This window comes from Streptomyces sp. B15, from assembly GCF_018070605.1.
Lineage (GTDB): Bacteria > Actinomycetota > Actinomycetes > Streptomycetales > Streptomycetaceae > Streptomyces > Streptomyces smyrnaeus.
This window is the reverse complement of the sequence record NZ_JAGPXJ010000015.1, coordinates 56190-73216: the sequence shown is the minus strand read 5'-3', so window position 1 is coordinate 73216 and position 17027 is coordinate 56190. Positions and strand designations below refer to the sequence as shown.

Genomic DNA, 17027 nt, shown 5'->3' with positions numbered 1-17027 from the left:
GCAGTTATTTCGTTGCAACAGGTCAGAAGATAACGCAACGCAGCCGGACTGACCGTTGCAATGGAATGAAGGTGAACGCTATTCTGGGGGCACCAGGGACCACGAAGGAGGCCGCGATGCCGGGAGGCAGACTCACCCAGCAGGAACGCCAGCAGATCGCGCTGGGGCTGTCCGAAGGCCTCGCCTACGCGCAGATCGCCAGACGTCTCGACCGTCCGACCTCGACCGTCACCCGCGAGGTGATGCGCAACGGCGGCCCCACCGGCTACCGCGCCGACCTGGCGCACCGCGCCACCGAACACCGCACCCGCCGCCGCAGGCAGGCCGCGCCCCGGGGCGGGCCGCAGGTGTCCCCGCAGGCCCACGGACGCGACGCCGAGGCCCTGCGCGAGTACGAGGAGACGCTCACCACCGTCTTCATGCAATCGGGCGCGCCCAAGATGATGGCCCGGGTGCTCGTCTGCCTCTACACCACCGACACGGGCAGCCTCACCGCGTCCGAACTGGTCCAGCGCCTGCAGGTCAGCCCGGCGTCCATCTCCAAAGCCATCACGTTCCTGGAGGGCCAGGGCCTCGTCCGCCGGGAGCGCGACGAAGGCCGCCGCGAGCGCTACGTCGTCGACGACGACGTCTGGTACCAGTCGATGATCGCCAGCGCCCGCTCCCTCGCCCAGGTCGTCGAGACCTCACGACAGGGCGTCGGCATACTCGGCCGCGACACCCCGGCCGGCGCCCGGCTGGAGAACATCGCCCGCTTCCTCGACTTCATCGCCGAGAGCACGATCAGGGCCGCGGAGCAGGCCCGCGAAGTCCTCCACACGGACCCCGGAACGACCACGGGCGGCACCACCGGGCCGCATACGGAGGGCGGATGATCCGCCGCCTCGATCCTCAGGGGCAACCCGATGTCCAAGGCCGGGAGTTCAGCACTCGAGCGGTTCGGCGTCCGTCCGACTCGGCACCCGAGCCCGTGACCTCATGCCCCCCTGCCCAGCGGCGGGGCAGAGCAAGGGCAGGTCGGTCGGCAGGGCGGTCGGCAGGGCGGTCGGTCGGGTCACCGTCGCTCAGTGGGGGGCGTGGTCTGCCGGGGGCGAGGGCCGAGGTTCTGGGTGATCGTGACGTGGAGGGCGGCGTGCAGGGTGGCCGCCGGCGTCAGGGAGCCGGCCGGGGTGCAGGGGACGGCCCAGTGCGGCCCCGGAGGGTGCAGGCGGCTGCTGGGCGGAACGGTCACCCAGCTCGCCGCGCCCAGCACCTGTACGGCGGCGAACTCGCAGAAGGACCACCCCTGCGCGCTGCCCGGCTCCACCAGCCAGTAGAGCCTGCTGCCGTACGGGTCGCGGATGACCGCACCCGAGGAGGCGCCGAGCCGGGTCAGTACGCCCTCTCCCAGGTACGCGGGCACGCGCACCGCGTCCCACCACTCCCCGGCGGGTAACAGCACGGCATCCAGGCCCTTCGGCAGTGGCCAGCACACGGTCACGGCTTCTCCTGTGCGTCTTCAGCGACTTCGACCCGTTCGGCACCGGCAGTCGACCTGCCGGCACTTCGCGACGTCAGGTGTCCCCGCACTGTCGGGCGCATCTCCCGGTTCCTCACGCTCTCCACATGCCTTCACCTGACAGCCCTTCGCCTGTCAGGGCTTCACCTGTCAGGACGTGTCCCATCCTGCCGACCATGAAGACCGGAAAGTGTCACCAATGTGTGACACTCCCGTCGCGCACCGTATCCGCTCTCCCTCCACCGTCCGGTACATCACAGGCAGAGCCAGGCCGCCATGTTGTCGAGCGAGTCGGGTGTGCGGCGGCGCTGCGCCACCAGGCCGCTGATGGTCTCGCGCGCCCCTGGGTGGTAGCGGGTCTGCTCCGGTGCCAGTTTGCGGGCCGTCACGACGGATCCCAGTGCGGCGTCGCTGTGTCCGGTCTCCATCTCGGCCCGCGCCCGGTCCACGTAGAAGTGCGCGCGGCGCGACATCGGCCAGCCGTGCGGGAGGCGCACATCGCGGGACTTCTCCAACGCCTTGCCGTAGCGCCGCATCTCCACCTGCGCCGACACCTCGTGCACCGCCACATTGGCCGGTCCGAAGCTCAACCAGTACACCCGTTCCGCCTCCCCTGTGCGCCGCGCGTAGGAGGCGGCCTCGCGCAGATGGCTGCCGACCGCGTCGGCGTCGTGGGCGCGTGCCGCGATGACGCTCGCCCCCAGATGCAACTGTCCCCGTACGACGAGGGTGTCGCGGGCTTCCTGCTCCGCGCTGTCGACGCGGGAGAGCACCCGGTGGCCCGCGTCGATGAGCCGCAGCCCGATGGTGTGCTCGCCCTCGCGGAAATAGGTCAGCGCGCGCATGTACTGGCGTACGGCGGCCAGCAGCGGGTCCGAGCCGCGTTCGGCGGCCCAGCCGAGCCGGTCCAGGGCGATGGTCGCCAGGTCGTAGAAACCGAGCTTGGTGGCGATGTCATGTGCCGTGCGGTAGGCCGAACCCAGCGTCTGCCACAGCGCGGTGGTCCGGCTGCGGTGGGCGGCGGCGGTCACCTCGGCGATGAAGGCGGGCAACGCGTGGGCCGCCTTGCTGAGCTGGGTGGCGCGCACCATACGGCACAGCTCGTCCGCCTGCGCGGCGAGTTCGGCGGGCGTACGGGCGTCGTGCTGTGCACGCGTCCCGCCTGCGTCGTGCGGTACGGAAACCGCGCACCGGCCGGACACGTCATGCCGGTCGGACATATGACGCCCGTCGGACGCATGACGCCCGTCGGACGCATGGCTGAGATCGGAGACGTCGTACAGGTCGTACAGATCGAGCGCTTCCCGGATGGGCCGGATGAGCGCGGCGAGCCGGTCCTGCTGCAGTTCGGTGACGTACGGCTGGCCCGTCAGCACCGTCACATCGATACGCAGCTCCCGTGCCACCGCCGAGACGAGGTCGGGCGAGGCGTTCTTGCGGCCCTCCTCGACCTGTCGTAACAGACTGTAGGAGTAGGGCAACCTGGCGGCCAGGCCGCGCTGGGTCAGTCCGGCCAGCTTCCGCTGATGGGCGATGCGGACGCCCGCGTGTTCTTCCTTAAGCCCGCGCATCCGCGACTCCGTTCCTCGATGCCCGGAACCGTATGCACGGTCTGCGACAGCGATGCTTTTCGGACGCGAGCACCACTCGATCGGGTTCCACCGAGTTGCGTGGGCGCGGCGGGGTGTGAGAAGCCCGCTGCGCTGCGCCGGACAGGGGGCCGGAAGAGATACGGCGACTGCGGAGACTGCGGACTCCGTGGTGAGATGCGCGTATGGCCTCTCGCGTCCTGTATCTGCTCGGTTGCGCGGCGCCACCTGTGCTGCGGATCGCCGGTGTCGTCGACGACGCCCAACGCGCGGGCTGGGACGTGTGCCTGGGGCTCACGCCCACTGCGGCGCACTGGCTGGCGGACCAACTGCCCGCGCTGGAGCAGCAGTCCGGTCACCCGGTGCGCTCCCGGTACAAACTGCCGGGCCAGCCCGATGCCTGGCCGCCCGCGACGGCCGCGCTGCTGGCGCCCGCGACGTTCAACACCGTCAACCAGTGGGCGCTCGGGATCACGGAGAAGTTCGTCGTCGGCTTCGCGGCCGAGGCGATCGGCAAAGGGATCCCCTTGGTGACGATGCCGTGCGTGAACGCCGCCTATGCCCGCCATCCACAGTTCGCCCGTTCCGTCGAGACGCTGCGCCGGGCCGGCGTACGGGTGCTGTACGGGGAGGGCGGCTTCGTACCGAACGCACCGGGCGAGGGCCACCCGGACGCGTACCCGTGGGGGCGCGCACTGGCGGCCACGGGAGAGGCCCTGGAGTCCACCGGCACCCCGGACTGACGGCCACCCCGCCTCCGGCGGAGTGCGTCCCCCGCGCGCACCCACGCGCCCACGCACCGACGCGCCCGCGGCCCCACGCGTCCCCAGGGATGACGACCGGGGGCCCTCGGGGGGTACGGGGCGGCGACGGCCCATGTCCGCATCGGTCGAGGGGGCACCCGGGCGCTTGCCCGTTCCGGTTCGACACGCGGTACCCTTTGGTCAGTCGCCTTGGTCGAACGCCCAAGGCGGACGCCCGAGGGTGAACGACCCACCGCGACCGATCCCCCCAAGGAGGCCTCCATGCCACCTCCCCCTCCTCCACCCCCTCCCACCGCTGCGGACCGGGGCCGCGAAGTGCGGCAGCGGCTGCTGCGGGCCGGCGCGGAGCTCATCGCCGAGCGCGGCTGGTCGGCGGTGAGCACCCGCGCGGTCGCCGAGCGGGCAAAGACCGCTCAGGGCCTGGTGCACTACCACTTCGCCTCCCTCGGCGCGCTGCTGCGGCAGGCGGCGCTCGGCGGCGTCGAAGCGCTCTTCGACGAGCTGACGACACTGCTGAAGACCGCCGCCACCTCCCAGCAGGCGCTGGATCGCGTACTGGGCGCACTGGACGCCTACTCGGGCACGGACCCGACCTCCTTGCTGTTCACCGAGACCTATCTGGCAGCCGCCCGCGACGAGGAGCTCAAGGACGGCCTGGCGGGCATCCTCGCGGGCGCCCGTGACGCGCTGGCCGGCCACCTCAGCGACCAGGGAGTGCCGCAGCCGCAGGAGACCGCCATCGTGCTGCTCGCGGCGGTCGACGGGCTGATGCTGCACCGCCCCACGTCGCCCTCCCTCACCTCGGCAGCCGTCGGCCCGGTCCTGCGCCGGCTCTTCACCGAAGCGAACCCGGGAGGTGGGACCGTATGAAGGCGGTCATCTGCGGCGCCGGCATCGCCGGACTCGCACTCGCTCATCAATTGGCGGCGCACGGGTGGCAGGTCGAGGTCGTCGAACAGGCCCGGGGCCCGCGCGAACAGGGCTACATGATCGATTTCTTCGGCATCGGCTACGAAGCGGCCGAGGAGATGGGGCTGCTGCCCAGGCTGCAGGAGCTGGGCTACATGATCAGTGAGGCGGCCTTCATGGACGAGCGGGGCCGCCGCCGGGCGGGACTGGACTACGGGGAGTTCTCCGATGCGACGGGCGGCAAACTGCTCAGCATCATGCGCCCCGACCTGGAACTCGCCCTACGGGAGAGCCTGCCCGCCGAGGTACGGGTGCGCTACGGCATGACCGTCACGGACGTGACGGAGGGAGCAGAAGGAGCAGGTGCGGCGCGCGGGGCAGGCGGGGCGAGCAGGGACGCCGGGGTACGCGTCACGCTCAGCGACGGCAGCGTCCGGGAAGCCGACCTGCTGGTGGGCGCGGACGGAATCCACTCCACCGTGCGCTCCTTGGTCTTCGGCCGGCAGGGCACCGACGAACAGTGCCTGCGCCATCTGGGCTTCCACACCGCGGCGTTCGTCTTCGACGAACCTCAGGTACGCGAACAGGTCGCGGGCCGCTTCTGCCTGACCGACACGGTCGGACGTCAGATGGGGTTCTACGCACTGCGCAACGGCAAGGTCGCCGCCTTCGCGGTGCACCGGGTGGACGACCCGTCCGCACCGCTTCCGAAGGACGCACGGAGCGCGGTGCAGGAGATCTACGGTCCGCTCGGCTGGGTGGTGCCGCGCGCGCTGGCCGCCTGTCCTCCTGCCGAGGAGATCTACTACGACCATGTGGCGCAGACGGTCCTGCCCCACTGGAGCCGCGGCCGGACCGTACTGGTCGGCGACGCCTGCTACGCCGTCTCACTGCTGGCGGGCCAGGGCGCGTCGCTGGGCGTCGCGGGCGCCCACGTGCTCGCCGCGCAACTGGCAGCCGCCGACGGGGACGTGCGCGCCGGACTGGAGCGGTACGAGCAGCTGTGGCGCCCGGTGGCCGAGGACAAGCAGCGCGTGGCCCTCCAGGGAACGCGCTGGTTCCTGCCCAACAGCAGGGCCCGGCTACGGATGCGCAGGGCGGCGATGCGGCTCTCGGGGCTGCCCGGGGTCAACCGGCTGATCGCCTCGGCGGTGACGGGCAAGCCGGCGGAACTGGCCCAGCTGACGAAGTGACCCGCCCCCTTCGAGAAGCCACCGAAGATTCTTCCGGAACAGCGATGAGTTCCGTCCCCGCGCCCTGTCTACTACTGCGTGGAGCCTTTCACCCTCTGTCGGACCAAGGCCCACAAAGAACGACAGCAAGAGGAATGCCACCAACTGTCAGGATGCGCAGCGGAGCGCAGAGAAGAGGCACACCATGTCCCGGAAGATCTTCGTCAACCTGCCGGTGAAGGACCTGGACCGCAGCGTCGACTTCTTCACCAAGTGCGGCTTCTCGTTCAACCCGCAGTTCACGGACGAGAACGCCACCTGCATGGTGATCAGTGACGACATCTTCGTGATGCTGCTGGTCGAACCGTTCTTCACGTCCTTCTCGAAGCGGGAGATCCCCGACACCGCGCGGACCAGCGAGGTGCTGGTCGCCTTGTCGGCCGACAGCCGCGAGGACGTCGACGAACTGGTGGACACCGCGCTGACCGCCGGTGCCCAGCCGCACGGCGACACGCAGGAAGAGGGCCCGATGTACGGGCGTTCCTTCGCCGACCCGGACGGCCACATCTGGGAGGTCATGTGGATGGACCCGACGGCCTTCGAGGGCTGACACCGGGCTGCGTCGCCGGCCACGGCGAGGGCCCGCGAGCCTGCGGGCCCGCCCGGCGGTCGAGCGGCCTCAGCGGAAGCCCTCGGCGTGCTCCCGGGCCCACTGCGCGAAGCTGCGGCCGGGGCTGCCGGTGAGCTGCTCGACCCCCGGGGAGACCTGTGCCGGTACGTCCACCGAGTGGGCGGCGATGCCGAGCAGCACGTCGGCGATCTCGGCGGGGGTGCCGGCGGCGATCATGTCCGCGCGGGCCTCCTGCTGTGAGATCTCCTCGTACCGCAGGCTGCGTCCTGTCGCTTCCGCGATGAGGCGGAGCTGATCGGCCTGGCTCAGCGACGCCGGGCCCGTCAGCGCCGGGGTGGCTCCGCGGGCCTCCAGCGCTCCGGTCAGCGCGAGGACGGCGACGGCGGCAAGGGGTTCGCCGGGGCACGGGTGCAGGACATCGCCGACCGGGCAGGACTCAACAAGCAGCTGATCGCTTACCACTTCGGCGGCGAGGAAGGGCTCTGGAACGAGCTGAGCCGGCTCTGGGTCCACCAGGAGGAGACGTTCAACCAGCCGGACACACCGCTGGAAAAGGTACTGGTCCGCTAGCTGCACCAGGCCCTGGACGACCCCAGGGGCTCCCGGCTGAACGCCTGGGCGGGGCTGACCGGTGCGGGCCCGGAGGTCGAGCGCGAGGACCTGTCGGACATGGAGCGCCGTAAGGAAGCCGGGGAGATCGGCGAAGACCTCGACCCGGGCGCCGTCCTGCTGCTGATGGGGGCGGTCGCCCTGCCCGTGGTGACGCCGCACACGGTCCGTCCGGTGCTCGGCATGGACCCGCAGTCGTCCGAGTTCCGGGAGTTCTACACCGAACAACTGCGCCGGATCGTCCGGCGCCTCGGCTGAGGCGGGCGCCTCGGCCGAGGCCGTCGCGGACGGCCGCAGGTCCTACGACCAAGGTCCGGCCCGGAACCCGGCATTCCGTGCGCTCTCCCGGAGTTGTACCCGGTGAGCGGCCGACGCCGATCCCGCCTCCCCGGCACCGTCGTGGCCGCCCTTGTCGCCGTTGTCGTCCTTGCGTCGGCCTGTCGTGGACCTGGTCGCCGTTCGAGCCAGAGGAGCACCCGGATGTCGGTTCAGCTCAATCACACCATCGTGTACTCCAGCGACAAGAAGCGGTCGGCCGAGTTCCTCGCCGACCTGCTGGGGCTGGAGGTGCGTCCGCAGTACGGTCCGTTCCTGCCGGTCGTCACCGCCAACGATGTGGCGCTCGACTTCGCGGACGCCGGGGAGGAGCCGATCACGCCGCAGCACTACGCGTTCCTCGTCTCCGAAGAGGAGTTCGACACCATCTTCGCCCGGATCCAAGAGGCACGGCTCACCTACTACGCCGACCCCATGCGCAGCCGCCCCGGCGAGATCAACCACAACGACGGCGGGCGCGGCGTCTACTGGGCCGACCCGGACGGGCACATGCTGGAGATCATCACGCGCCACTACGGCGGCGAAAAACCCGCCTGAGGGTCGGGAGTCCGCCCGGCGGTCGCGGTCAGTCCACCGTGTCCCCGCCGTCCTCCTTGTCGGGGCACGGTGTGCCGCGCGGCAGCTTGTAGGGGGCAGCGATGCGGTAGACGCCCGGGCGCGGCGCGTCCAGCACCGTCCAGGTGTCCAGCACCGGCTCGTCCTTGCCCTCCGGCGGCGGGCCGCCGAAGGTGGGTTCTGCCTTGCGCAGACAGCCGTGGGTGTTGTCGCCCTCGCCCGAGGGCGGTGCCACCCGGCCCCCGTCCTTGTCGACCAGCCCGAGCCACGGCGAGTACGGCACCCGCACCAGCACGCGTCCGCTCTCCCGTACGCGTACGGTCACACTCTCCGCGTCGGCACGCTCGACGGACGCCGAGGAGTCGACCAGCGGCACCGGATCCTTGACCCGGAAGAGCCGCCAGCTCTCGTCGGACCAGATCTCCTCCAGATACGGCTGGCCCTCCGCCACCAGCTTGGCCTCGGCGACACCGCCGGCGATGTCGGGCGGGTCCGCGGGGAGGACGACGTAGTGCACTGCCCAGCGGCGCAACCACGCGTGGTAGCGCTCGGGGCTGAGATTCTCCTCGTAGAAGAGCGGATTGCGCTCCAGGTCGGCCTGCCGGTTCCAGCCGCGCGCCAGATTGACGTACGGAGCCAGCGCCGAGGCCTCCCGGTGGCTGTTGACGGGCACGACCTCGACCCGCGCCCGGTCCGCGTCGACCCTCTTGAGCTGGGCGAGCAGTGGCCTCAACTCGCGGGACCAGTTGGTGTCGGGCGTGGTGTGCAGCACGTCCCAGGTCGGCTTGCCGATCTGCCAGCCGAACGTCACCAGCAGCGCCAGCGCCATGGCCAGGCCGCGCCGGGACTTCCAGGGCTGCCACCCGTGCCCCACCGCGATCGGCACGGCGGCCAGCAGCGCCACCCCGCCGAACAGCAGTCCGAGCCGTTCCACGTTGGAGCCGACCTGCGAGGGGATCGCCCAGGTCAGCACGATGCCCAGGGCATAGATGGCGCCGCCGACCCGTACCGCCATCCACGTCTTGGGGACGAGGAGCACGACGGCTACGGCGCCCAGCACGGGGAAGATCAGCGACACGAACGGCATCGGCTGCACCCCGGTGAACGGGAAGAGCAGCGCCGAACAGGCCACGACCGCCGGCGGCGGAAGGGCGACCGCGAACATCGCGGCGGGCCTGCGCGCCAGCAGCAGCGAGGCCGCGACCACCTCCAGGAACAGGCCGGCGACGGGGCTGGCCGCCGTCGCCAGCGCGGCCAGCAGTATCGCGAGCGCCGCCCGCGTATACCGCGCGGGGCGGCTGGCGCGCCCACCGCGCCAGCGCGCCGGCCATGTCCAGACGACGGCTACGGCACCGAGCCCGAAGAGCACGCCCAGCGCGAAGGTCACCCGCCCGGAGGCGGCGTTGCACGCGAAGGCGAAGGCGCCCCACAGCGAGGGCAGCAGCGGCTTGGGCACGGTCCGCGCGAGGAGCAGGGACAGCAGTCCCGCGGAGAGTACTCCGGAGATGATCAGCGTCGTACGGACACCGATCACCGCCATCAGATACGGCGAGATGACGCTGTAGGAGAAGGGGTGCAGCCCGCCGTACCAGGCGAGGTTGTAGGCGGACCCGGGGTGCTCCCCGGCGAACTCGGCCCAGGCGTCCTGCGCGGCCAGGTCCCCGCCGCCGCTGGCGAGGAACCACAGCCAGAGCATGTGGAGCACCGACGCGACCGCCAGCGTGATACCGACGACGGGCAGCGGCCGGGAGACGTCGTTCCATCGCCGCAGCCGACCGCCGAGACCGCCGACACCGACACCGACGCCTGCGCCTCCGGCCCCCGCCGCCCCGTCGCTGCCGCCGCTGGCGTCGCTGTCAGCCTTGCTGGTTTTGCCGGCCTTGCCGGTGGTCTCGTCGGCAGCGGTTCCGCTGTCGGCCGTCCCGCTGTCCGGGGGATCGTTGCCCGAGGGCTCCGCGTTCGCCGCCGGGTGCGCGTCCATGCCCGCCCGACCCCGCTCCGGGCGCTGCCCGGGCACGGGTGTGCGAACGGCGCCCGCGACGTCGTTCACGCCCGGGCTCTCCGCTATCTCACCTGCGCCGGGGTCGGGGTCCGACTCCGGCATACGTGGTGGGTGCACAGTGGCCACTGCGCTCTCTCCCCGTCCTCCCCGTACGGATGTGCGGCTCAGATCCGCACGACGTTACCGGACGACATCCCGGCGCTTCCCGCTGGCCCACGCGCCCGGGCCCGTGGTGGAACGAGCGGGACGCGCGGGCCCGGCGAGCCATGAGCCGGACATGCCGACGGAACGGTGGACGCAGCGCGGCGCGGATTGGTTCAGCCGACGCGGGTCAGCTTGTCTCCGAACCCGGGCTCGCTCAGTTCCTCCTGGAGGGCGACCGGAACCCTGACCTGGCCCGGGCCGTCCCCCACCGTCAGAGTGCCGACCTTGGTGCCCGGCTCGGCCGTGTGCGGGACGGTCTTGCCGCTGTCGGTCAGCCCCAGTTTCACCTTCAGGCCCGGCCAGCCCACGGCCGTCACGTCCTTGGTGGCCACGACGGGGGTCCTGCCGCCCATCTGGTCGTCCACATAGCCGACGATCTGGCCCTTCTTGACCACCTTCTTGGCGGTGAGCGCGTCCTGGCCGGCGTCGATCAGCTTCTTGCTGGCGGCCAGCACGGTGTCCAGGATCGACGGCTCGTACTGCCCGAGCACAGCGCCGATGATCAGCTGCTTGGTGCCACCGATCTCCTTCTCGGCGGCGAACAGCAGATTCCCGCCCGCCTTGGTGGTCGTTCCCGTCTTGATGCCGACGACGCCGTCCATCGGGACGAGCCTGTTCCAGTTGCCCTGCGTCTTGCCGTTGCCGTCGACATAGTGCGGCTGCCGCACGACCTCACGGAAGAGCGGGCTCTCCATCACCTTCTTGCCCAGCTTGACCTGGTCGGCCGCGGTGCTGACCGTCGAAGCCGTGAGGCCGCTGGGGTCGGTGTAGTGGGTGTTGGTCATGCCCAGGTCCTTGGCGGCGGCGTTCATCTTCTTCACGAACGCCTTCTCCGAGCCCGCATCCCAGCGCGCCAGCAGTCGCGCCACATTGTTCGCGGATGCGATCATGATCGCATCCATCGCTTCCCGCTGGGAGATCTTCGTGCCCGCCTGGACCTTGACGGTCGACTCGTTCTGCGCGCTCAACCCGGCCTCGTCCTCGGCCTTCTGGTCGACGGGGATCATCTTCCCCTTCGACCCTTTCTTCACCGGGTGGTCCCGCAGGATGACGTAGGCGGTCATCACCTTCGCAACGCTGGCGATCGGCACCGGCTTCTGCTTGCCGTACGAGCCGAACGAGCCCAGCCCGTCCACATCGATCACGGCCTGCCCCTCGGAGGGCCAGGGCATGGACGGCTTGGAGCCCTCGAACGTGTACGTCTCGGAAGCCGTCATCGACAGCTCGGCCTCCGGCAGCGGACGCACCGCCTGCACGACGACGAAGACCACCGCGAGCAGCAGCACCAGCGGCGTCCAGATCTTCACCCGGCGGGTCAAGGTGCGCAGCGGCGTCTCGGGCGGCGGCGGGCTGTTGGTGAGCTGCGCCAGCAGGTCGAGCGGCTGCGGCTGGGAACCACCCGCCTGCGCCGCCTCCGGGCTGCCCGGCATCGGCTGCTGCCGGGTGCGCTCCGGCTCGCTCTCGGCCGGGCTGGACGGCGCCTGGGGCGTGTCGAGAGCCCCGGAGGCGCTGCCCCGAGCAGCCGCCGCCGCGGCCGGCCCCTCCGGGGCCCCTGCGGGGCGCGCCGGGGCCGCCGACCACGGGGTCGCGGTGGGCGCCGACGGCGACGTAGCGGGTTTGCGGGGCGCCGTCGGGGCCGCGGCACTCGCAGCCGCGGCCGCCGGCGTGGCCGGCTTGGCGGGGGTGCGGGGCCCGTCGGCGGACCGGAGCGGGACGAACTGGCTGGTCCGCTCGGCGTCCGACTCCTCGCTGCCCCCCTTGTCCCGGTCGCTCCGTTCCCGGGGATCGGGCGCCCCCGAAGGCGCGGCTGAACCCTTTCTTCCGGCCTTATCGGTCTTTGCGGACCTATCAGTCTTATTGGTCTTTTCGGCCCCGCTGGCCTCGTTGGCCCCGCTGGCCCCACCGCCCTTGGGGCCCTGGTCGGCCTTCTCGACCTTGTCGGGCTTGTCGGGCTTTCCAGCCTGTGTCGGCTTCTCGCCGGTGCCGTTGCTGCCGCCGGTGCCGCCGGACGGGCCCTGGGCACGCCGGACATCGGGGGCGCGGAAGACCGCCGTCGCCTGATCGACAGCGGGAGTGTCCTTCTCGCCCTCGCCGCCCGCATCAGCCTTGCCGTCCTTACGGCCCCGGTCGGACTTGTCGGCCTCGTCGGCGCCCTGCGCCTCCTTGGCCGCTCCGAAGAACGCCGAGGTCAGACGCTCGGCGCGGTCGGCTGCCGCGACGTCGTCCTCGGTGCCGGTGCGGTCGCCCTCACGCCGCAGGACTCCGAACATCGCGGTCGGCGCGTCACCCTGAGCAGCGGTGTCGGCACCGTTCGCCGCGGCGTCGTCGGACCCGACCCCCTCCGGCTTCGGCCGGACGGGAAGATCGCTGGAGGCGGCGCCGTCGCCGGCCTCCGCGGCGCGCTCGCCGTCACCGGTTCCGTCGCCCTTGCCGTCGCCCTGGGCGGCCTCCGAGCCGTCGCCGCCTCCCGCGTCGGCCGGGGCGCTGTCGCCCGCGACCCAGGCCGCCACGGCGGACTTCAGCCGTTCGTCGCCCTCGTCGCCCTGGTCCCGGCTCTCGCCGTCCCGCGCCTGCCGGTCGTCCTCGGGTCCGTCGGCTGCGCCGTCCCGCTCCGTCGCCCCGTCCGGCGTGCCGCCGGGGGGCGTGGGGGCCGGGATCTTCGACGGGTTGCCGTCCTGTGTCGCGGTTCCGGTGCCGTTCTCGGCCCCGGAGTCCTTCGCCCGCTTCGTTTCGGCCGTCTCCTCGGGCCGTGCAACCGTCCCGCTGCTCCCCGTCGTCTCCCCCGACGACCTCTCCCGCTCCGACCTGTCGGGGGATTCGCCCGCCACCAAAGCCTCCTGATGCTGCTGCTCGCCGCTCGCCATACCAGTTAACAGTGTCCTACGCACCGAAGCCGCCACCGGCGTGCCGGGGCTCCTTCGGAGGGCGGCCTCCGCGGCCCCCTCAGCGCCAGACGAGAACGACATACCTACTGGTTCCCACCCATAAGGTTCGGGCGCTCTCGACAGACCATTGTGAGAGGGGTCACCCTGTCATTCATCCACGCGGGGAGGCATGGATGGGCAGGAGCCGCAGAACAATTCCCGAGGAGTTGCTGCTGCTCGCTCTGGACCCGGCCACGGGTACCACGGCGCAGCCGCAGTCGCTCGACCTCGGCCTGGCCGGAGCACAGCTAGTGGAGCTGGCTCTGGCAGGACGGATAGCCCCTGATGGGGATCGTATCGCCGTGGTGCTGCCACGGCCGACCGGAGATCCGACTCTGGACTCCGCGTTGGAACTGCTGCGCAGGCGTGGCAGTCCCGTACGCGCTGTCCACTGGATCGGCGGGCCTCGGCTGGGGCTGCGCCAAACCTATCTCACACATCTGGAACGGTGCGGCATGGTGCACGCCGTTTCCGGCCAGATGTGCGGAGTGCTGCCGACGACGCGCTACCAGGCGACGGAGACAGCCATCAGCCGGGAGATCAGGGCCCGGCTCGACACCGCTATCCGCACCGGAGTCCCACCGGACCCGCGGACGGCGGCGCTCGCCGCACTGGCCCACGCGGTCGGTCTCGGCAAGCACCTCTACCCCGGAAACGAGGGACGGTCGTGCCGTTCCCGGCTGCGGGACCTGATCAGGCACGACCCGATGGGCGGCCTCGTCGCGCACGCGGTGATGGACGTGCAGAACGGCGTCGGGGCGCAGCCCAGGCGGGCCCAGGCGGGCGCGGCGAGCGGACCTTCCTCGGGACGTTCGGCCGCGCGGGCGACAGCGTCCGCCGCGGGTCCGACGCGGCATGTGCCGGAGCAGGCCCGGCACCTGGCGGGCGGCATGGTCAGGGCAGGAGCACGCTGACCGGCTCGCCCGCGTCCCGGCACCAGGCACATCTCCGGGCGCGACGCACAGGTCCCGGTCACCACGCACGGGGCTGAGCACGGCATGGGAACGGGTTGCGCGCGGCACCCGGACCGGCTGAGCCGCACACGGGCCGAGCGCTACGCGCGTACGGGCTGAGCACTACGCGCGTGGCTCGGCTCCGCGGCGCGGCGAGGACGGGAATGCCGAGTGCGGCGGTGTGCCGCGTGCCGGGCGCGTCGGCTGTCGGAGTGTGCCGACCGCGGGTCGCGGGCGGCAGGCCGCGTGCCAGATTCGGACGCACGCGCGGGACGGTGGTCCGGTCGTCGGGAACGACGGCCGGATTCGCCTTCCGTGCGTGCGCTCTTTCGTGTCCGCTGTACTCGTCCCCGCACTCTCTGTTGCCATTTTCCAGCGGGAGCGCACATGTTGGTGGCAACCTGCTGGAGTAGTCGTACTTACACGGAGGTGCGGTCCCGTGGCGTCGAACGTCAATCCCACAGTCCGGCGTCGCCGACTGGGCCAGGAATTGCGCCGCCTGCGCGAGCAGCGGGGCATGACGGCCGAGGAGGTCGCGGACCGGCTGCTGGTCTCCCAGTCGAAGATCAGCAGGCTGGAGAACGGCCGGCGCAGCATCAGCCAGCGGGACGTACGCGATCTGTGCGGGGTCTACGAGGTCGAGGACCGGCGGATAGTCGACTCGCTGATGCAGATGGCGAAGGAGTCGCGCCAGCAGGGCTGGTGGCACGCGTTCGGTGACATCCCCTACAGCGTCTACATCGGCCTGGAGACGGACGCCGCCTCGCTGCGCGTCTACGAACCCCAGGTCGTGCCGGGGCTGCTGCAGACGCGGCCGTACGCGGAAGCCGTGGTCGCCGGTGCGCTGCCCGAGGCCACGGCGGCGGACATCGAGCGGCGGGTGCAGGTGCGGATGCGCCGCCAGGACCGCATCAAGGACGAACGCAACCCGCTGCGGCTGTGGGCGGTGCTGGACGAGTCGGTGCTGCGCCGCGAGGTCGGCGGCAAGCACACGATGGCCGAGCAGCTCGAGTACCTCAACGAGATGTCGCAGCAGCCCCATGTGACGCTCCAGGTCATGCCGTTCTCGATGGGTGCGCATCCCGGAGTGAACGGGCAGTACGCCATTCTCGAGTTTCCGGAGGCGACGGACTCGACCGTCATCTACCTGGAAGGGGTCACCAGCGACCTCTACCTGGAGAAGGCGAACGACGTGCAGAACTACAGCGTCATGTACGAGCATCTGCGGGCCCAGGCGCTGAACCCGGACCAGACCCGGGAATTCATCGAGAAGGTCGCCAAGGAGTACGCCCGGGGCTGAGCGGACCCCGCCCCCGAACGAAACGGCCCGGCAACTGCCGGGCCGTTTGGCATGTGCCGCACGAGGATGCCGAAAAAGGTGGGAAGGCTACACCGCTGGGCACCGCGATGTGAAGAGCTGCTTGGAATATGCCATCCGGTTGAGTGAACGACGGCTTCCCGCGCCCGAATCGCCGCGTAATGTCGTTCGCACGTCAGGAACAACCCGGAACAACCGGAGCAGTTATGCCGATTCAGCAAGGAAACACTCACGTCTGGACCAAGTCCAGCTACTCGACCGGTAACGGCGCCTGCGTGGAGGTGAAGTCGCCGGCCGTGCGCACGGTGGCGGTGCGTGACTCCAAAGAACCGCAGGGGCCCGCGCTCAGCTTCCGGCCGGAGGTGTGGGGCGCGTTCGTGAGCCGGGTGAGCGCCGAACACTCCGGCGTCGCCCGGGCCTGAGACCGGCGCCGGAAGCCCGTACGGTGTCGGCGGCGCGTCCTCGCGGCGCTGCCCGGGCGGTGCCCCAGTGACGTAGGAGCCCTCTCGACTGGCCCGCCGTCCCGGCCGAGGGGGCTCAGCACCGCGCGCGGCGGCTCACCGCCTCAGCGGAGCTGGTCCACGTAGGTGTCCGTGCCCGGGATCGTCGGGACGAAGGGCGCGACCAGTTCTGTCCGCCCCAGCCCGGACTCCGCCACGGTCTCGTCCAGGCCCGTGAAGCATGCCTCCCAGCGTTCGCGCGGGTCCTCCTGGAGGAACCACAGCAGGGTCAGCCGGGTGTCGACACCCTCGACCTGCTTGACGTACGACATCCGGTCGACGGGCAGCGGGGTGGGGCGGAAGACGGTGACCATGGCGGCAGGGGAGCCCTTCAGCCGGGCCGGGAGGTGGCGGGCACGCAGCCACTCCAGCAGTGCGGCCCGCTCCCCCGCACTCCTCGCGTCGACGACCTGGAGCACCAGGCCCCGATAGGGGTGGTCGAGCGCGTGGTGGTCGCGGGGGCCGGCGGCACCGTCGCGGTAGACGGTCGCCTCGTGGTCCTGGAAGCTGGTGAAGACGTGGGTGCGGGCTCGGTGGACGCGCCCGTCGCGGTTGAGGCGCTTGTTGATCGCGACGGTCCACCGCATGTGCTCCGCGTAGCGGCCCTCGGTGATCCAGTACGTGGCCAGATAGCAGCCCGTGGTGACCGGTTGTGCGACAGCGGACTCGGCCGGGTAGCGCAGTGCTCGCAGCTCCCGGGTGGCCACCCAGCGGCGTCCGGCGTAGATCCAGGGCATGGCCATGGCGCCCGCGATGTAGTGGTCGTCCTCGTACCAGCGGTTGTAGGCGTACTCGTGTCCCGGGTGGGGCTCGACCATCGTGATGAGGGCGTGCCCGGGGCGTACGCCGTAGGGGCCGACCGAGGCCAACTCGGCGTAGGTGTCCGGCCGGGTGCCCGGACCGGTGCGCTTGTCCGCGGGGGTGTCGTCCTGGGCCGTGGCGGGCGGGTCGGTCGGTGTCTCCATCGGGGTTCCTCCGGCTCCTCGGCTCCCGTACGGTGTCCTGACTGTGTAGCTGACTGGGCGTCAGAATTCGAGACCCCGGTCGACCGGGCGGCCCTGGG

The 17027-nt window shown here is 71.2% G+C and carries 17 protein-coding genes; 11 read left to right on the top strand and 6 right to left on the bottom strand.

The annotated features are described in order from the left end of the window. The first annotated feature begins 116 nt into the window (after nt 1-116). A complete protein-coding gene (locus KBY19_RS09990) occupies nt 117-875 on the top strand; it encodes a helix-turn-helix domain-containing protein (protein WP_185017252.1) in 759 nt (252 codons plus the stop codon). Between the two features lie 179 nt (nt 876-1054). On the opposite strand, the gene KBY19_RS09985 is transcribed toward KBY19_RS09990, so the two are convergent. Together KBY19_RS09985 and KBY19_RS09980 are read right to left on the bottom strand one after the other, a co-directional pair. Beyond that, on the bottom strand, nt 1055-1480 hold the full coding sequence (locus KBY19_RS09985; RefSeq protein ID WP_185017254.1) for a hypothetical protein: 426 nt from the start codon (nt 1478-1480) through the stop codon (nt 1055-1057). Between the two features lie 272 nt (nt 1481-1752). Then, on the bottom strand, nt 1753-3069 hold the full coding sequence (locus tag KBY19_RS09980; protein WP_185017256.1) for a helix-turn-helix domain-containing protein: 1317 nt from the start codon (nt 3067-3069) through the stop codon (nt 1753-1755). Nucleotides 3070-3272: 203 nt separating this feature from the next. Between KBY19_RS09980 and KBY19_RS09975 the strand changes: the two genes are divergently transcribed. From KBY19_RS09975 to KBY19_RS09960, 4 genes are all read left to right on the top strand, one after another. Further along, nucleotides 3273-3830 (top strand): flavoprotein, encoded by a 558-nt coding sequence (locus KBY19_RS09975; RefSeq protein WP_099881959.1) that lies wholly within the window; start codon nt 3273-3275, stop codon nt 3828-3830. A gap of 282 nt (nt 3831-4112) precedes the next feature. Continuing rightward, nucleotides 4113-4721, top strand: coding sequence for a TetR/AcrR family transcriptional regulator (locus KBY19_RS09970; RefSeq protein ID WP_099881961.1), 609 nt, complete (start codon nt 4113-4115; stop codon nt 4719-4721). Next, a complete protein-coding gene (locus tag KBY19_RS09965) occupies nt 4718-5953 on the top strand; it encodes an FAD-dependent oxidoreductase (protein ID WP_210965611.1) in 1236 nt (411 codons plus the stop codon). The genes KBY19_RS09970 and KBY19_RS09965 overlap by 4 nt, the downstream gene beginning before the upstream one ends. Before the next feature lie 184 nt (nt 5954-6137). Then, a complete protein-coding gene (locus KBY19_RS09960; RefSeq protein ID WP_099881965.1) occupies nt 6138-6542 on the top strand; it encodes a VOC family protein in 405 nt (134 codons plus the stop codon). A gap of 69 nt (nt 6543-6611) precedes the next feature. Here the strand turns inward: KBY19_RS09960 and KBY19_RS37760 are convergent, their stop codons facing one another. Continuing rightward, nucleotides 6612-6779, bottom strand: coding sequence for a hypothetical protein (locus KBY19_RS37760; protein WP_368860988.1), 168 nt, complete (start codon nt 6777-6779; stop codon nt 6612-6614). 192 nt (nt 6780-6971) lie between these two features. On the opposite strand from KBY19_RS37760, the gene KBY19_RS37755 reads away from it, so the two are divergent. The 3 genes from KBY19_RS37755 (at nt 6972) to KBY19_RS09950 (ending at nt 8045) form a co-directional block, all read left to right on the top strand. Beyond that, nucleotides 6972-7133 (top strand): hypothetical protein, encoded by a 162-nt coding sequence (locus KBY19_RS37755; protein ID WP_368860987.1) that lies wholly within the window; start codon nt 6972-6974, stop codon nt 7131-7133. Nucleotides 7134-7232: 99 nt separating this feature from the next. Beyond that, nucleotides 7233-7430: a hypothetical protein gene (locus KBY19_RS36340; protein ID WP_247690809.1), complete on the top strand. Its 198-nt coding sequence runs from the start codon at nt 7233-7235 to the stop codon at nt 7428-7430. A 222-nt stretch (nt 7431-7652) separates the two neighbouring features. Then, entirely contained in the window at nt 7653-8045 is a 393-nt protein-coding gene (locus KBY19_RS09950; protein WP_099886572.1) for a VOC family protein, read from the top strand. Between the two features lie 28 nt (nt 8046-8073). Here KBY19_RS09950 and KBY19_RS09945 read toward each other — a convergent pair whose 3' ends face one another. Next, nucleotides 8074-10167 (bottom strand): MFS transporter, encoded by a 2094-nt coding sequence (locus KBY19_RS09945; RefSeq protein ID WP_210965610.1) that lies wholly within the window; start codon nt 10165-10167, stop codon nt 8074-8076. A gap of 215 nt (nt 10168-10382) precedes the next feature. Then, entirely contained in the window at nt 10383-13133 is a 2751-nt protein-coding gene (locus tag KBY19_RS09940; RefSeq protein ID WP_247690808.1) for a serine hydrolase, read from the bottom strand. A gap of 194 nt (nt 13134-13327) precedes the next feature. Here KBY19_RS09940 and KBY19_RS09935 point away from each other — a divergent pair, with 194 nt between their 5' ends. From KBY19_RS09935 to KBY19_RS09925, 3 genes are all read left to right on the top strand, one after another. Beyond that, on the top strand, nt 13328-14107 hold the full coding sequence (locus tag KBY19_RS09935) for a GPP34 family phosphoprotein (protein WP_099881968.1): 780 nt from the start codon (nt 13328-13330) through the stop codon (nt 14105-14107). A gap of 478 nt (nt 14108-14585) precedes the next feature. Continuing rightward, nucleotides 14586-15446, top strand: a complete 861-nt coding sequence (locus tag KBY19_RS09930; RefSeq protein ID WP_099881970.1) for a helix-turn-helix transcriptional regulator — start codon at nt 14586-14588, stop codon at nt 15444-15446. A 224-nt stretch (nt 15447-15670) separates the two neighbouring features. Next, entirely contained in the window at nt 15671-15886 is a 216-nt protein-coding gene (locus KBY19_RS09925) for a DUF397 domain-containing protein (protein WP_099881972.1), read from the top strand. A gap of 143 nt (nt 15887-16029) precedes the next feature. Here KBY19_RS09925 and KBY19_RS09920 read toward each other — a convergent pair whose 3' ends face one another. After that, the gene (locus KBY19_RS09920; protein WP_247690807.1) at nt 16030-16929 is read right to left on the bottom strand and encodes a hypothetical protein; all 900 of its coding nucleotides are present in this window, start codon (nt 16927-16929) and stop codon (nt 16030-16032) included. Nucleotides 16930-17027: the final 98 nt, after the last annotated feature.

Excerpts from the sequence above, each read along its gene's own strand:
- KBY19_RS09990 (WP_185017252.1), top strand. The coding sequence starts at position 117 with ATGCCGGGAGGCAGACTCACCCAGCAGGAACGCCAGCAGATCGCGCTG.
- KBY19_RS09980 (WP_185017256.1), bottom strand. The coding sequence starts at position 3,069 with ATGCGCGGGCTTAAGGAAGAACACGCGGGCGTCCGCATCGCCCATCAG.
- KBY19_RS09975 (WP_099881959.1), top strand. The coding sequence starts at position 3,273 with ATGGCCTCTCGCGTCCTGTATCTGCTCGGTTGCGCGGCGCCACCTGTG.
- KBY19_RS09970 (WP_099881961.1), top strand. The coding sequence starts at position 4,113 with ATGCCACCTCCCCCTCCTCCACCCCCTCCCACCGCTGCGGACCGGGGC.
- KBY19_RS09965 (WP_210965611.1), top strand. The coding sequence starts at position 4,718 with ATGAAGGCGGTCATCTGCGGCGCCGGCATCGCCGGACTCGCACTCGCT.
- KBY19_RS09960 (WP_099881965.1), top strand. The coding sequence starts at position 6,138 with ATGTCCCGGAAGATCTTCGTCAACCTGCCGGTGAAGGACCTGGACCGC.
- KBY19_RS37760 (WP_368860988.1), bottom strand. The coding sequence starts at position 6,779 with ATGATCGCCGCCGGCACCCCCGCCGAGATCGCCGACGTGCTGCTCGGC.
- KBY19_RS36340 (WP_247690809.1), top strand. The coding sequence starts at position 7,233 with ATGGAGCGCCGTAAGGAAGCCGGGGAGATCGGCGAAGACCTCGACCCG.
- KBY19_RS09950 (WP_099886572.1), top strand. The coding sequence starts at position 7,653 with ATGTCGGTTCAGCTCAATCACACCATCGTGTACTCCAGCGACAAGAAG.
- KBY19_RS09945 (WP_210965610.1), bottom strand. The coding sequence starts at position 10,167 with ATGCCGGAGTCGGACCCCGACCCCGGCGCAGGTGAGATAGCGGAGAGC.
- KBY19_RS09940 (WP_247690808.1), bottom strand. The coding sequence starts at position 13,133 with ATGGCGAGCGGCGAGCAGCAGCATCAGGAGGCTTTGGTGGCGGGCGAA.
- KBY19_RS09935 (WP_099881968.1), top strand. The coding sequence starts at position 13,328 with ATGGGCAGGAGCCGCAGAACAATTCCCGAGGAGTTGCTGCTGCTCGCT.
- KBY19_RS09925 (WP_099881972.1), top strand. The coding sequence starts at position 15,671 with ATGCCGATTCAGCAAGGAAACACTCACGTCTGGACCAAGTCCAGCTAC.
- KBY19_RS09920 (WP_247690807.1), bottom strand. The coding sequence starts at position 16,929 with ATGGAGACACCGACCGACCCGCCCGCCACGGCCCAGGACGACACCCCC.